This is a genomic window from Bacillus aquiflavi (assembly GCF_019915265.1).
GTDB lineage: Bacteria > Bacillota > Bacilli > Bacillales > Cytobacillaceae > Bacillus_BT > Bacillus_BT aquiflavi.
The window spans coordinates 3,129,327-3,145,054 of sequence record NZ_CP082780.1; the positions used below are offsets into that span (position 1 = coordinate 3,129,327).

A 15,728-nucleotide genomic window follows, 5' to 3' on the forward strand; every position below is an offset into this window, starting at 1 on the left:
TCACCTCTCTTCCCGTTGTTTACGTGTTCGAATAGTCTGAAGAAAAAAATCTATCATAATGACGATGTAATATGTCATTAATCCCAAAACGAAGCTAATCCAATGAAACATATGAGGATACCATATAACAACCATAACTCCTAAAACTGCGACTGCCATTCGCGTTAACATTCCAAGCGATCGAACTTTTTGGCTATTTGCCACTGCTTCTCCAAAACGAGTTGTTTTGCTAACTAATAACCACAAATTAAAAAAACTTAGGCTTGTACCAAGGATGAGTCCTAAAAAGATAGATTGGTAATCCGTAAACCCCCAGCCGAGTACATAAATAGACAGGAAGTAAAACATATATTTTCGAAGTCTTCCATATAATTCTTGCAATTCCGGCATCGTTGTTTAACTCCTAAAAAGAATAACGGACTTAACGAACAATACTTAAAAAGTCCGTCAATCTTTAAAATAATCCGAATATGATAAAAGCTAGATTGAACAGAAAATAGGCAACCTACTTAAATCATAGGACATATATGTTATCGCTTTAAATTAGTAACGTCTTAAATTAATAACGTCTTTTTTTAAGCATATAAACATACCCCGCCTAAACAACTGGATCTTAGACAGGTATATTTACAATAAAATTATGGTTATATTTACATGGTAAAAAAATTGATAACATAATCATCTTATTCCCTTGAATAGCATACAATAGCCCCCTTTTAATGTCAATGAATTGCAGTGAAAAAGTTCACATTATTGTCGAGTATTTTTTGGCAAGTTCACAAAAAATTCATTCTTTATCCCATAATATTATTGCATTTTATCTTCAATTGTGTTTTATATTCATTAATGGTTTTTTATTGGTTTTTCAATATGAATAATTTGCTCTACGGTATCTTCTTGGCCTGCTTTTTTCGCAAATACTTTTACGAGATATGTCCCCTCTTTTGGAAGTTGGTTGGTAGCAATTTGTTTTTCTAAAAGTCCTTTTCCGACATTCCGTTCCCAATCTAAAAAATCAAGAAATTGATAATGGTCTGGGTCAAAAAGAGCAATCCCAAACTCCTCAGCTCCGCCAGGTAAATATACTTCATATCTATACGATTCGTCCCCATCTCCCATTTCAAATTCAAAGCCCATCACTCTCGGATAATCAGGCTCCTCAACAACATAAATATACGGGATACGGATGTTATTTATTCCTTCAGTTAAAATCAAGACACCATCAAATATTTTCTCTTTCGTACTAGCTGGCTGTACTTCAAGCTCTATCGCTAATTTTCTCTTTTCATTAGGCTGTAATGTAAAGGCCTTTGGGAGTTTCCAATATAATCCTTTTGTTGATTTTGGAATAGTAAAGGAATAGTTTTTTCTTTTTTCACTAACATTTTCAACGGTAACATATATTTTTTGACGCTGTTTCTTACCTGAATATTTAAATTTTCCAAACTGAATAGATGGAGGGTATATGAGTGTCTCTGACTGAATTGCTTCAACAATCCGGATTCTTCCTGCCCCTTGTTCAAATGTTCGGTAAGGCGTCCCATCCCTTCTTTTAATCGGCTTTGCAGTATGCATTAATGCTGCTTTAATTTGCTCTGGACGCCAATCAGGATGAGCTTGTTTTATTAATGCAGCTGCCCCTGCTACATGAGGAGATGCCATACTTGTACCTTGAAGTGATAAATACCCTTCTGGAACAGTACTATTTATTGCAACCCCTGGTGCAACTATATCGGGTTTAATTTCCCACGAAACTGTCACTGGGCCTCTAGAACTAAAATCCGCTAGATAATCCTTTTCTTCTTTCAGAAAAGTTGCAGCAAAAGTCTGCTGTTTCTTTAACCTTTCTTGTAATCGTTCTCCTTCTTCCTTTGATAAAGAAGCTACAGGTATTTCAACATCTTCTTCTAAATTCCCGATAAAATTTCCTTTCGTATTGTTGTATATGATTGTTGCAATTGCCCCAGCTTCATGAGCATTTTTTGCTTTTTCAGTAAAGGTAATTTTTCCCCTTTTTATTAAAACAAGTTTTCCTTTTACATTTTTTAGTTCTTTTCTCGTTCCTAATCCGCCATCAACAATTTCGTATGAACGATCTAAGCTCCAATTTAAAGAGCCTTGTAGCGGCTCAAGCCTCATATTTGACATATCTCCAGCTTTTAAATAAGGAATGTGCATAGGTGGAGTTGAGGCACCGACTGATATTGCTTTAGAAGCAGTACCTGGTGAACCGACTGTCCAAAGATGCGGACCGGAGTTTCCATTTGATGTTACTGCTGTAATCCCTTTTTCTACCGCATGATTAAGCGCTAAACTAATCGGTAAGTCAGGACCATTAACACTGTTCCCTAATGAAAGATTTAAAATGTCGACTTTATCCTTAATTGCCGCTTCTATCGCTGCAATAATTTGTTCAGTTGTCCCAGTCCCTCCTGGGCCCAATGCCCTATAAGCAATGATTTGCGCATCGGGAGCTACCCCTCTAATTTTACCATTTGCAGCAATCACGCCTGCTACATGTGTACCGTGCACTGTATTGTTTTTCCCATTATTTATCGTTTCCATCGGATCATCATCATGATCAATTAAATCTTTTCCACCATTAAAATTTCGGCGTAAGTCTGGATGATTATAGTCAATTCCTGTATCAATAACACCTACAGTAACACCTTTTCCAGTTAAGCGAAGCTTGTTATGATCAAAATATCCTCTAATATCATTACCGCCTATTATATCAACATTTCTAGGAGTTGTTGCTTTATATTTTATTACAGGTGAGACAGACTGTACTTTGTACATTGATTTTAATTTTTCAATTGAATGTAACTTTCCTCTCACTGAAAATCCGTTTAAGGCATGTTGAAACACAAAACGAAGCTGTAAATCAGGAAATTCCTTCACTAACTTCTTTATCTCATCTTCCGACATATTTTCTTGTAATATAACAATGACTGTTTTGAAATCATGAGGTGATTCTTCTGGAATCGATGGATAAGCAAAAGCAATACTTGATATTTGAAGGAAAAAAAGAGTAAAAATAAAGTATTTTCGAACCATTAGCCACTCCCCCTACTTTTTTCATTTTTTCCAACTTAAGTAGGAGTATGCATGTAACAATTTATTAAGGTGTTGACTTTAAATGTAAAAAAAGCTCTTCTTCTATCAATTACTATAAATGATAGAAGAGGAGCATCGTTATTTTATTCAATATTAAATTCCTTTGGACGATTTCCTGTTTTATTGTAATAGTAAAGAATTGCATCAGCGATTCGTTTTGAAGCATTGCCGTCACCATACGGATTAACAGCTTTAGCCATCTTTTCATAAGCTCTTTTATCTGTTAATAATTCAGTTGTTAACTGATAAATTTCTTGCTCCTTATTACCAGCTAACTTTAATGTACCTGCTTCAATTCCTTCAGGGCGTTCAGTAGTATCACGTAAAACGAGTACGGGAACACCCAACGAAGGTGCTTCCTCTTGAACACCGCCTGAATCAGTTAAAATGAGATAAGCATTTGCAGCGAAATTATGGAAATCGATAACATCGAGCGGTTCAATTAAATGAATACGAGGGTCATTTCCAAGAATATCGTTTGCTATCTCCCTAACAGCTGGATTCAAATGAACTGGATAAACAACTTGGACATCTTTCTGTTCTTCAACATTTTTTTTCACCGCTCTAAACATACTTCTCATCGGGTCACCTAAGTTTTCACGGCGATGGGCTGTTAATAAAATTAATCGATCTTTTCCTATTTTACGTAATACTTCATGATCGTATTCTTTCTTAACTGTTGTCTTTAATGCATCAATTGCGGTATTTCCAGTAATAAAAATACTTTTTTGCTCCTTGCTTTCCTTCAGAAGGTTGTCAGCTGATTTTCTAGTTGGAGAGAAATGAAGATCTGCTAATACCCCGGTTAATTGTCGATTCATTTCCTCAGGAAATGGAGAATACTTATTCCAAGTACGTAATCCAGCTTCGACATGGCCAATTACAATTTGATTGTAAAAAGCAGCAAGCGAAGCAATAAAAGTTGTCGTTGTATCACCATGAACTAAAACGATATCAGGCGTTACTTCCTTCATCACTTTGTCCAATCCTTCTAAACCCCTAGTTGTAACATCAATTAATGTTTGGCGGTCTTTCATAATATTTAGATCATAGTCAGGAATAATGTTAAAAATATTTAGTACTTGATCAAGCATTTCTCGATGCTGAGCTGTTACTGTTACAATTGATTCAAAGTGCTCTGGGCGATTTTTTAATTCAAGTACAAGCGGAGCCATCTTAATTGCTTCTGGCCTTGTTCCAAAAATGGTCATTACCTTAATAGGCGCATTCACTGTTAATTATCCCCCTTATTATTTTGTACCAAAAAGGCGGTCACCTGCATCTCCAAGTCCCGGAACAATATAACCATGTTCATTTAGCTTTTCATCAAGGGCTGCAATAAAAATATCCACGTCAGGATGTGCCTCCTTAACTGCCTCTACACCATTCGGAGCTGCAACAAGACACATAAATTTAATATGTTTAGCACCGCGCTTCTTTAAAGAATGGATTGCTTCCACAGCTGATCCTCCTGTTGCAAGCATCGGATCGATAACGATAAAATCTCTTTCTTCAACATCATTAGGCAGCTTTACATAATATTCAACTGGTTTTAATGTGTCAGGATCACGATAAAGCCCGATATGACCAACCTTCGCTGCGGGGATTAATTTTAAAATACCTTCTACCATTCCTAAACCAGCCCGTAAAATAGGAATAATGCCGATTTTTTTGCCTGATAATATTTTTGATTTTGCTTTACTTACAGGAGTTTCAATTTCCACTTCCCTTAACGGCATATCCCGAGTAATTTCAAATGCCATTAGCGTCGCCACTTCATCAACAAGTTCGCGGAATTCTTTTGTTCCCTTTTTTTTATCACGGATGTATGTAAGCTTATGCTGAATAAGCGGATGATCGAATACATATACTTTTGCCATTGAAATCTCTCCTTTTAATAATTAAATATCGTTGTTTTCTTGTGTGGAACCGCTGACTCACACGCCTTTCAGTTATAGAAATTCTCCCCTAATTATTCGTTATAACAACATAAAGGAATTTAAAAAGCGAACAACACACTTCGTATCATTTTACAGAAAAAAGAATCAATCAGCAACAATGTTGAAAAATTGTAAAGGAATCGTCATTTTAGTTAATAAAAAGGCGCTGCTAAACTACTGCAGTTCTTATTCAACTATACTAAAAAGATCCTTCTAACGATATGTTCTCTAGAGTTAAAAGAGGTTGCCCCCAAAGGACTAATATAGTTAAAATTGAAAATCAAGAATCAGCATTCTTGAACATAAAAAGGGGCGTTCAATAGTCGAAAATCGACTTATTGGACACCCCCTTTTTACTCTTAACGATCAGGATATAGACTGAACTTCTCTGTTAAAGCTGCCACACGATTACTTGCTTCTTCAAGCTTGCCTTCATCTTCATGATTAATCAATGTTAATGCAATGATTGAAGCAATTTCATCCATATCCTCTAATCCAAAGCCGCGTGAAGTAACAGCAGCAGTTCCAATTCGGATACCACTTGTTACAAATGGGCTTTCTGGATCATATGGTATAGTATTCTTATTGACAGTAATACCAACTTTATCAAGAACAGCTTCTGCTACCTTACCAGTTATCCGTAAGGAGCGAAGATCTAATAATAAAAGATGATTGTCTGTTCCATCAGAAACGAGATCTAAACCTTCCTTTTTTAGACCTTCAGCTAAACGTTGTGCATTATCAATAATATGTTGTGCATATTCTTTAAATGACCCTTGAAGTGCTTCGCCTAATGCAACAGCTTTAGCAGCAATAACATGCATTAGCGGACCGCCTTGTATGCCAGGAAAAATAGATTTGTCAATTTTCTTTGCAAACTCTTTTTTACATAAAATCATTCCGCCTCTTGGCCCACGTAATGTCTTGTGAGTTGTTGTTGTGACAAAATCTGCATATGGAACAGGATTAGGATGCAAGCCTGCTGCGACGAGTCCTGCAATGTGAGCCATATCTACCATTAAATAGGCCCCTACCTCATCAGCAATTTCACGGAATCTTTTAAAGTCAATTACACGAGGATATGCACTTGCACCTGCAACAATTAGTTTTGGCTGATGTTCACGTGCTTTTTCAAGAACATCATCATAATTAATTGTATGAGTTTCTTTATCTACACCATATTCAACGAAATTATACTGAATTCCACTAAAGTTTACGGGGCTACCATGTGTTAAATGACCACCATGCGATAAGTTCATTCCAAGTACAGTATCTCCATGCTCTAAAATGGTAAAATATACTGCCATATTCGCTTGAGCTCCTGAGTGTGGCTGAACGTTTACGTGCTCAGCACCAAAGATTTCTTTTGCGCGATCACGTGCTAAATCCTCGACTACATCAACATACTCACAGCCTCCGTAATAACGTCTTCCTGGATAACCTTCAGCATATTTATTTGTTAGTACTGAACCTTGTGCTTCCATTACCGCTTCACTAACAAAGTTCTCAGATGCAATTAATTCGATATTATTCCGTTGACGTTTTAGTTCATCTTGAATTGATTGGAACACTAGTTGATCTTGCTGTTGTAAATATTTCATCAATATCCTCCTTACGATTTCTTATTATCAGCACGCCGTTCATATGTATATATCCAACCGCCGATTGTTAGAAAAATTCACTAATATTCTATCATGTTTTTATTTATAAAAGGAAGTTGGGTAAATTTTTACTTATAACTAATGCTGTTAAATAATATTAATTAAAATAATGGAAACGGCTTCATCCTCCTTTGGATGAAGCCAAATTCATTAAAGGGTATTTTCATATTCAGAAACGTCAAACCCTTTAACTTTTAACATTTTAATTGCTTTCTCCCTCATATTTCCTGAGGATGCAGCAATATACCCACGAACAACATCATCTTTTGTAACCGCTTCTTTTCCTTCAGCAGAAGCTAAAATGCTTTTCTCAATCCCCTTCTTTGCCATTGGACGTGCAAATACAGGAATTGGCTTCAATAACTCATCCAGTAATTCTTTTGCATCTTGTTGCCATTCCATTCTTATTGCTCCTTTCAAACAGTTCTGTTGTCATTAAAGCAAACAGTTACATAATTTGCAACATTAACAGTGTAAAAATAAATTTAAAATGAATAATTCATTAAATTGACTTTGTAAAAATCAAACTGTTTTTTTGAAGGGCATAGGTAAATAGCTTAAAAACTGCAGCTTTGTGAATCACTTTTATAAACAGCCCGCTCGCCCCCAATTAGCTTCGGTCTAGTTTTTGCTAAAGTAATATGTGCAGCTCCAAGAGATTTTTGCTTAATCCTTACAGGTACTGCAACATGCTTTAAATGCATCCCAATAAGCGTATCACCAATGTCAATACCTGCATCAGCTTTTACAAACTCAACAACGACTGGATCATGAAAATGCCGGAACGCATGCGTCGCCATTGCTCCTCCCGCAGTTCGAGCTGGAATAACAGATACCTCTTCTAACATTTTTTCTTTAGCCGTTGTTCGCTCAACAACGAGTGCCCGATTTAAATGCTCGCAACACTGAAATGCAAGCTGTACACCCGTTTTCTTTTGAAATTTCTTTAGTTCCTGATAAATCATCTTAGCCACATCAATTGTACCTGCAGTCCCAATCTTTTCTCCAATTACTTCACTTGTACTGCAGCCGATAACAAGAAGATGATGGCTTGCTAAATTAGCCTCTTTTTAAAAATCTGCTAATATTTCAGCAAATTGTTGCTCTAGATTGCTTATTTTCTTATCCATGAAATCAACCCTTTTCATAAAAGTGTACCTTCAATTGCCTGAGATAGTTGAAGTAAACTTTTACGCAAATCATAAACGCAGGATAGCTTATACCCATATACAATTAACTATAGTTTGTTGGTCAGCTGAATAAAAATATTTCTGCCATTAAGGTAACTTCTCAACGTTTACTTTCATACTCAGAAATTTTTCCAACACGACGCTCATGGCGGCCGCCTTCATAATCTGTTGTTAACCAAACCTTTGCAATTTCTCTTGCCAATCCTGGACCAATCACCCGCTCGCCCATCGCTAAAATATTACTGTCATTATGTTCACGTGTTGCCTTTGCACTAAATACATCATGAACTAAAGCACAACGAATTCCGTTTACTTTATTTGCAGCAATACTCATTCCAATTCCAGTTCCACAAATAAGAATGCCTTTATCAAATTCACCTGATGCTACTTTCTCTGCAACAGGTAATGCATAGTCAGGATAGTCTACAGACGTGCCACATTCGCAGCCAAAATCTTTATATTCAATTCCCATTTCGTCCATCAGCTTCTTTATCTCTTCACGAATATTTACTCCTCCATGATCTGATCCAATTGCAACCATCATCTGTCATAACCTCCTAAAGGAATTTAATCCATATGTAAAACTTATTTTGACATAGTGACATGAAAATATAAAGTAGAGCAATCTAAACTCTTACATCAATATTTCGTTATAAGGACGTATGAACGCCCCTGCATTCAACGTCTCGAACTAACATGTGTTTTCAAATCAGTGTGAACTCTTTGATCATTTTTTAAAAAAGTATTATTTCTGTAACTTGCTCACTATTTTTCCAATATAATCATTTAATTCTGTAAATGTAGATCTATACACTTCAATTGATCCCCCGAATGGGTCAATAATATCGCCTTCTTCTCCGACAAATTCTTTCAATGTAAAATTTTTTTTAACAGCTTGAGGAAAATGATTCATTATAGCGGATTTATGACCAGCTGTCATTGTTAAAATATGTGTCGCCCATTCTATTTGTTTTTCTGTTAATAGTGCCGATTGATGTAAATGGTCAATGTTGTTTTCTAATAATACAGCCTTTGTATTTTGTGATGATTGATTGCCTTCAACAGCAAAAACACCAGCTGATCTCACTTCAATTCCGTTTATTTTTTTGCTTTTTAAAATGGCTTCTGCCATCGGACTGCGACAAGTATTTCCTGTGCAAACAAACAAAATTCTGATCATTTATTGGTCGTCCCCCTTTCTATCTATTATAAGCTAAAAAAGCTTAATTCAAAATAGAGGGGATATATATCCGTAACATTACCAAATGAGTAGCTTCAATCCAAAGATAAGCATAATGCTGCCTCCAAACGCTTGACTATAATCTCCAAGGAAGCCTTGAACCTTCCGTCCTAAAATTAAACCAGTCCAAGTCAAAATTGTAGTAGCTACTCCGAAACTAATAATGACTAACATAATTCGCGCACCATAAATTCCAAAAGTTAGCCCAACTGAAAAACTATCCAAGCTAACAATAAAGCCAAATATAAACAGCCCGAAACCAATAGGTTTCATCACATTATTTTTATTAGAACTAAAACTTGATAACAGCATCTGGACTCCGAGAATTACTAGCAGTGCTCCGCCGATATATGTTGCAACTACCCCAAAATATTCCGATAAATACTTACCAAGTACTATCCCTAAAAGAGGCATCCAAATATGAAAAAAACCTATCGTAATGCCAATTTTAAAAATTTGGAGCAGACGTAATTTAAACAACCCCATACCTAAGCTGACTGAAAAAGCATCCATTCCTAAAGCAAAGGCGATTAAAAGTAAAGTAAATAATTCCTCAATTACTTCTGTCATGAGTTTTCCTCCTTGGACTAGCATCATTCAAGCATATGCATTTACAGAATTTTTTAGAAGGAATTATTTACTTGGTCACGTTTACAAACAAATGCAAAAAGAGAGCATAATCAGCTCTCACAAATAATTATTTTGGATTTTTACTTCAGTCTAAAGACAAGAAAATGATAAGGAAAATAAAATTAGCTCTCATTTATTTCTTTAATAAGTTGATTTCCTGCTGCTTTTGAAAGGCGATTCATAATTGCTTGTCCTACACCAATGGGTGGAAAAACTTCTCCATATATTATATCTACTTGTAGATCATTAAAAGTTCTAAGCGTTTCATATAAATGACTTGCAACTGACTCAAGATTGCGTCTTTCGCCACATGCTAACACAACATCCGCCTCGTACTCGTCTTTATATTCTTCTGTTGTTAATATACCGATCCTTAATCCGGCAGCTCGTTTCTCGTCTGCAAGTTGCTGCAGAAAACTACGGCTTCCCTCAACTAAAAAAAACGGGGCATTAGGAGCATAATGACGATATTTCATCCCAGGAGATTTTGGAGCGGCCCCCTTATCAATTAAGGCTTGATCAATCGCAACAGTTTTAATGACTTCTTCAAGCTGTTCTTTTGTAATCCCACCAGGTCGTAAAATAATCGGCGGGTTTTCTGTACAGTCAACAACTGTTGATTCCACACCTACATTAGTTGGACCACCGTCTACAATTGCAGATATCTTTCCTGCTAAATCAGCATAAACGTGTTTTGCCGTTGTTGGACTAGGTTTTCCTGATTGATTTGCACTTGGAGCTGCAATAGGAAGCTTACACTTTTTTATAATGGCAAGAGCAATAGGATGATTAGGCATTCTAACAGCGACTGTTGAAAGTCCTGCAGTGGCCCGATTTGAAAGTGTGCCAAATTTTTTCTTTAAAACAAGCGTCAGCGGCCCAGGCCAAAAAGCTTTCATCAATTTTTTCGCCTCATTTGAAACTTCACTGACGATATCATTGAGCTGATCGAAATCCCCAATATGAATAATTAATGGGTTATCAGCCGGTCTTCCCTTTGCCGAAAAAATTTTAACGATCGCTTTATCATCATTCGCATTTCCAGCTAAACCATAAACTGTTTCAGTAGGTAACGCGACAACTTCATTTTTCTGTAAAAGCTCAGCTGCTTGTGTAATTTGTGGACAACTTTCTAAATTATCCACATTTTTATCCACTATTAATTAACTTTTTTTGTGTTCATTTTTATCCACTTCCGTTCTTAAACTTCAAAAAAATATACTTTCTGTGTAATCTTAAGCATTTTATTAAAGATTACGTTGAAAGTATAAAAGAAGAAAGTCGTGAACACAAGTCTTGTCCACAAATTGTGAATAAGTTTATTGTTTTAGTGGATAACTTTGGTGTTATATCCACAATTCATATGAATAATTTCATAAAAAACAAATCATCCACAGTTAAAAGGTGAGAGACATGTTCAGACTCAAAAATTTTTTTTGGTAACTCTTTCATACCCGTATAGGAAAAACCGAGCATTTCCAAAAAAGGTACTGTCTCTTGTTTATTCGAAGCTAAATAAATTTCTTTCATTTCTTTCTCTTTCGCTAAATGCAAGATCTGTTCGAATAAAGCGAGTAACTCTTCCTCACTCGTTCCAGGTGTAAGTACGAGCGATCGAAGTACACCAATTTCTCCAAGAGGTTCAATTCCTAATGTTGTTTTTATGTTACAATTAACATCTTCCATTAAAACAAAATAATCAACAGAACTTGTAATCCCTTCTGTACCAATGTTAGCACGGTCAAGAAAATCTATTAGTTTCGGTAAATCACATTTATTTGCTCGACGTAATACAGTTTGCATATTCCTCCACCTCAACTTCCTCTATTCTATTTCTATGAATATGAAAGAGTAGGCAAAGTAGAACAAATAATTTATAAATTTTTTTCACTATTAAAATATCTTTTCCCATAATTCTTTTATGAAAAACTTAACTTTAATAGGTTCTTCATCATTTTCAACGTATAGGGGAACCGTTTCGACATTTTCAGTCTCCTTTACAGGATGTTCATTAACTTTATCATCTATTTCTTTAATCGTTTCACCTTCATTAAGCGTCACTTTCGTACTCGTTTCTTCGGCAAGCGCTTCTACCGTTTTGTCGGTTTCATTTTTAGAGATTACCTCCTCTGTGTTATTAGTCTCTTCTTTAGAGATTGATTCTCCTGGCTTATTAGTCTCTTCTTTAGAATTTGTTTCTACCGTTTTACTAGTCTCCCCCTTAGAGATCGCTTCCACTTTTTTTTCATTTTTTTCTTCAGAAATTACTTCGGTTTTTCTATCAGTTTCTACTTGTTTATACTGGCTAGATGCTTCATTTTCAATTGTTTCTTTAATATTATCTTCTTTATTACTTTCCCCTTCAAAACCGTCACTCACGGCAACACCGTTTGAGAAATCAAGAAAGCATAAAGGCGGATATAAAACACACCACCAATTTGCTCCTTCTCCGTTTCCAAGTGTAATAAGAATCGCTTCATACTCTCCCGCTGGATATAAAAACTGTCCATAAAGCTTTGTTGGAAATTGAACTTTACCAAAATCAACATCAACAGTTTGAGAAACACCCTCTTTTTTGACTACTACTTCAGCAATTTTTTGTATTTCAGGTAATCGCGACTTAATTAATTCTCTCGCATCTTCTATTGACGTTAAATCAGCAACCCATTCTGTTATTTCTTTATTGACCGCATCCCGAACAGATCGTTTTAATTGTTGATCATCGCTAGAATCACTATTTGCTAAAATCCGCAGTCGAATTGCCTCCTGTGGAATAATGGTGACATCATTTGCCACCACCTCTGCTTTAGGTATATATAAATTTAAAATTGTTCCTATTGATAATATAATTAAATAACTCCATGCAATTGTTTTTTGTTTCATTTTTAGCACCGCCCCTTCACTACAACAGTATGGACAAGGTATAAGTATCCTAAACTATTAAAATTAAAAAGATTGAATGTAACTTTTTATCTATCCATCATCTGCATAAATTTGTAATTTTAATCGAGTAAAGAGAAAAGTTAAATAACTTTCCGTCCCTCTCACACCACCGTACGTAGGGTTCCGTATACTGCGGTTCAATTAAGATGAATAACGCAAAGTTTCGTAACGAACTTGCAGACTTTTCAGTCCTTGGCTTTCCCAGTAGGAATGCCGAAGATACTGTATAATATGGGGCTTTTTGAAATACGCCAGTACCCTTTCCGGGTATTCGCTTTTCCGTATGGAATCTTTAAGCAAGTGAGGTTTCTGATCCTTGTCCGAGGATTCTTCCAATTCTTCCATAGACACATTCTCGATCTTCGTTTAATCCAACTAGGTTATGAACAGAACTTCACGTTTCTGTCAGAACTCCCCGGGTAAGCGCATGCACTTTCACACCATCTATCCGCCTCATTTACTTGATATGGCCTTCGGCAGAAAGAGCTTTATTTTGTTTGGCAAACTCACTCAATCATATCTAACCTTGTATGAGATTCGTGTTCCTCGGATCGGTGTTTTGCCTCCAGCTTCCTTCAGATTCCATGTCACCACGGACACCCTTGCTCTTGGCTAACCTCTACTTCTGTCTTCGGGGTTTGGGACTTGCACCCTATAGTTCATGCGCTTGCCGGGCGCACCAAAAAGACCTCGAATCATATGTTCAAGGTCTTAAACTGTTGACATGCGCTTTCAACCAGTTTGGAGAAATTAATTCAAATATTGACTTTTTATAAACCCCTTCATTATTTCTGCAAAAACAAAGCGATCTTTACCATTAATATCATTAACAATTTCTACGTTTGCTACTGGAAAAGTTTTTTTAAATAAATTTGCAACAGTTATTGCTTGTCCAGCTCCGACTTCGAAACCAACGAGAGCCTTTTCACTTAGAACTGCTGGTAACTCATTCATAAACCTTTTATAAAATTGCAGACCATCTGACCCAGCAAACAATGCCTGATGTGGTTCATAGTCTTTTACTGTAGGAGATAATATTTCAATATCTTTTTCAGGAATATAAGGCGGATTAGAGATCACAACATCAAGTGTCCTTTTTTGTTCAATAAATGGACTTAACAAATTTCCGATAATAAACTGAATATCTGCCCCTAAACGAACCGAATTCTTTTTTGCTACTTCTATTGATTTTACGGATATATCTGTTGCCGAAATATCAAGAAACGGATTCTCTAGCTTTAACGTAATGGCAATTGCTCCGCTTCCTGTTCCAATGTCGGCAAGCTTAAGTTGCTTTCTTTGAGAAAAAAAACGCTCAATCCGCTGTATAGTTCCAAGTACAAGTTCCTCTGTTTCAGGTCTAGGAATAAGAACTTCTTTGTTTACAATAAATGTTCTTCCATAAAACTCTTCTTTACCAATTAAATATTGAACAGGAACACCTTCAATATGGCGATAAATAGCATCTTCAAACGCTCTCAATATATCTTCTTCCATTTCACTTTGTAAGTTGGCTAGTAATTGAGCACGTTCCATTCCTGTAAAATGACAGAGTAACAACTCTCCTGCATTTTTATCACGTCCGGACTGTATTAAAAAAGAAGAAGCCCAGTTTAAGGCTTCGTATATTTTCTTTATGTTACCCATTGTTTTCATTTTCCAATTTCCTTGATTGGTCCTCTAAAACAAGCGCATCAATAATTTCATCCAGTTTCCCTTCTAGAATTTGATCCAGCTTTTGAATGGTTAATCCGATGCGATGATCAGTCACACGGTTCTGCGGGAAATTGTACGTACGAATTCGCTCGGATCGATCACCAGAACCTACTGCCGATTTCCTTTGTTGATCGTATTCTGCTTGAGCTTCTTGTTGAAATTTATCATAAATTCGAGCACGCAAAACCTTCATTGCCTTCTCTTTATTTTTAATCTGTGACTTCTCATCTTGACATGAAACAACAATTCCAGTCGGCAAATGTGTCAGTCTAACTGCCGACATCGTTGTATTTACGCTTTGTCCACCTGGTCCACTTGAGGCAAATGTATCAACACGAATATCTTTCTCATGAACATCTACTTCTACATCTTCTGCTTCTGGCAAACATGCAACCGTAGCTGTAGATGTATGAATTCTTCCTCCTGATTCGGTTTCCGGAACGCGCTGTACACGATGGGCACCGTTTTCAAACTTTAATTTTGAATAACGACCTTTACCATTAATCATAAAAATGATTTCTTTATAGCCCCCAAGTCCAGTGGAATGAGCTTCTATTACCTCTGTTTTCCACCCTTTTGCTTCTGCGTAACGGCTATACATTCGATAAAGATTGCCGGCAAAAAGGGCTGCTTCTTCTCCACCAGCTGCACCTCGTATTTCCATAATAACGTTTTTATCGTCATTAGGGTCTTTTGGGATAAGTAAGATTTTTAAACGAGCTTCTAAAGCTTCCTTGCTTTCTCCTAGCTCATCAAGCTCTTCTTTGACCATTTCCCGCATTTCTGCATCAAGCTTCTCATCGAGCATTGCCTTTGCATCTTCGTATTGTTGGCAAATTTCTTTATACTCTCGATATGTTTGTACTGTTTCATCTATATCAGACTGCTCTTTAGAATATTCACGCAGTTTTTCAGGATCGTTTATGATTTCAGGATCACTTAGCAACTCATTTAATTTCTCATAACGGTCTTCAACCGCTTGAAGTCGATCAAACATGGTAATTCACCTCTTTTTTTCTCCATAACATTACAATTATATTATAGATAAAACAAAACTTCAATCATGTAGGATTCATATGAATCATCTTCCAACCAGCATTTAGCTTCCACCATTCTCTGCACTCTAGTCTATGTTGAAAAAATTTTATACCTCAAAGTTAATATTGAACAAAAAAAGATTCGTAATCAAGAAAGTTCAACATTTTCAAAAGATTTTTTACCTTTTATATTCTTTTTTTAGTTTGGATGTTCTATAATTATTTGTAAACCTTATTTAAATATAGTTAACATA

General features: G+C 36.1%; 14 protein-coding genes and 2 pseudogenes. All 16 read right to left on the reverse strand.

The genetic code is table 11. From position 1 onward, the window contains the following. The 16 genes and pseudogenes from K6959_RS15180 to prfA all read right to left on the reverse strand — a co-directional run bounded on the left by K6959_RS15180 (position 1) and on the right by prfA (position 15,434). Positions 1–390 carry an ATP synthase subunit I gene (locus K6959_RS15180; RefSeq protein ID WP_163240969.1) on the reverse strand — a complete coding sequence of 130 codons (390 nt, stop codon included), beginning with the start codon at positions 388–390 and terminating at the stop codon, positions 1–3. Between the two features lie 453 nt (positions 391–843). Beyond that, a complete protein-coding gene (locus K6959_RS15185; protein WP_163240967.1) occupies positions 844–3,057 on the reverse strand; it encodes a S8 family serine peptidase in 2,214 nt (737 codons plus the stop codon). Positions 3,058–3,200: 143 nt separating this feature from the next. Further along, positions 3,201–4,328, reverse strand: coding sequence for a non-hydrolyzing UDP-N-acetylglucosamine 2-epimerase (gene wecB / locus K6959_RS15190; RefSeq protein ID WP_394373043.1), 1,128 nt, complete (start codon positions 4,326–4,328; stop codon positions 3,201–3,203). 39 nt (positions 4,329–4,367) lie between these two features. After that, on the reverse strand, positions 4,368–4,997 hold the full coding sequence (gene upp, locus K6959_RS15195; protein ID WP_223086925.1) for a uracil phosphoribosyltransferase: 630 nt from the start codon (positions 4,995–4,997) through the stop codon (positions 4,368–4,370). Between the two features lie 419 nt (positions 4,998–5,416). Beyond that, positions 5,417–6,658: a serine hydroxymethyltransferase gene (gene glyA, locus K6959_RS15200; RefSeq protein ID WP_163240961.1), complete on the reverse strand. Its 1,242-nt coding sequence runs from the start codon at positions 6,656–6,658 to the stop codon at positions 5,417–5,419. Between the two features lie 210 nt (positions 6,659–6,868). Beyond that, entirely contained in the window at positions 6,869–7,120 is a 252-nt protein-coding gene (locus tag K6959_RS15205; RefSeq protein ID WP_163240959.1) for a DUF2621 family protein, read from the reverse strand. A gap of 155 nt (positions 7,121–7,275) precedes the next feature. Next, positions 7,276–7,848: pseudogene (locus K6959_RS15210) on the reverse strand (TIGR01440 family protein). Between the two features lie 160 nt (positions 7,849–8,008). Further along, a complete protein-coding gene (gene rpiB, locus K6959_RS15215; protein ID WP_163240955.1) occupies positions 8,009–8,452 on the reverse strand; it encodes a ribose 5-phosphate isomerase B in 444 nt (147 codons plus the stop codon). A gap of 201 nt (positions 8,453–8,653) precedes the next feature. Continuing rightward, positions 8,654–9,088: a low molecular weight protein arginine phosphatase gene (locus K6959_RS15220; RefSeq protein WP_223086927.1), complete on the reverse strand. Its 435-nt coding sequence runs from the start codon at positions 9,086–9,088 to the stop codon at positions 8,654–8,656. A 78-nt stretch (positions 9,089–9,166) separates the two neighbouring features. Continuing rightward, complete coding sequence (locus tag K6959_RS15225) at positions 9,167–9,718, reverse strand: manganese efflux pump MntP (RefSeq protein WP_163240951.1); 552 nt, start codon at positions 9,716–9,718, stop codon at positions 9,167–9,169. Positions 9,719–9,900: 182 nt separating this feature from the next. Continuing rightward, positions 9,901–10,923 carry an L-threonylcarbamoyladenylate synthase gene (locus tag K6959_RS15230; RefSeq protein ID WP_262421805.1) on the reverse strand — a complete coding sequence of 341 codons (1,023 nt, stop codon included), beginning with the start codon at positions 10,921–10,923 and terminating at the stop codon, positions 9,901–9,903. 214 nt (positions 10,924–11,137) lie between these two features. After that, positions 11,138–11,581 carry a GNAT family N-acetyltransferase gene (locus tag K6959_RS15235; RefSeq protein WP_163240947.1) on the reverse strand — a complete coding sequence of 148 codons (444 nt, stop codon included), beginning with the start codon at positions 11,579–11,581 and terminating at the stop codon, positions 11,138–11,140. Between the two features lie 90 nt (positions 11,582–11,671). Further along, positions 11,672–12,661: a stage II sporulation protein R gene (gene spoIIR, locus K6959_RS20035; RefSeq protein WP_223086929.1), complete on the reverse strand. Its 990-nt coding sequence runs from the start codon at positions 12,659–12,661 to the stop codon at positions 11,672–11,674. Between the two features lie 201 nt (positions 12,662–12,862). Further along, a pseudogene (locus tag K6959_RS19355) lies at positions 12,863–13,095 on the reverse strand (group II intron reverse transcriptase/maturase); the annotation flags it as partial. Between the two features lie 376 nt (positions 13,096–13,471). Next, on the reverse strand, positions 13,472–14,368 hold the full coding sequence (prmC, locus tag K6959_RS15245) for a peptide chain release factor N(5)-glutamine methyltransferase (protein ID WP_163241062.1): 897 nt from the start codon (positions 14,366–14,368) through the stop codon (positions 13,472–13,474). After that, entirely contained in the window at positions 14,361–15,434 is a 1,074-nt protein-coding gene (prfA, locus tag K6959_RS15250) for a peptide chain release factor 1 (RefSeq protein WP_223086931.1), read from the reverse strand. The genes prmC and prfA overlap by 8 nt, the downstream gene beginning before the upstream one ends. Positions 15,435–15,728 lie beyond the last annotated feature (294 nt).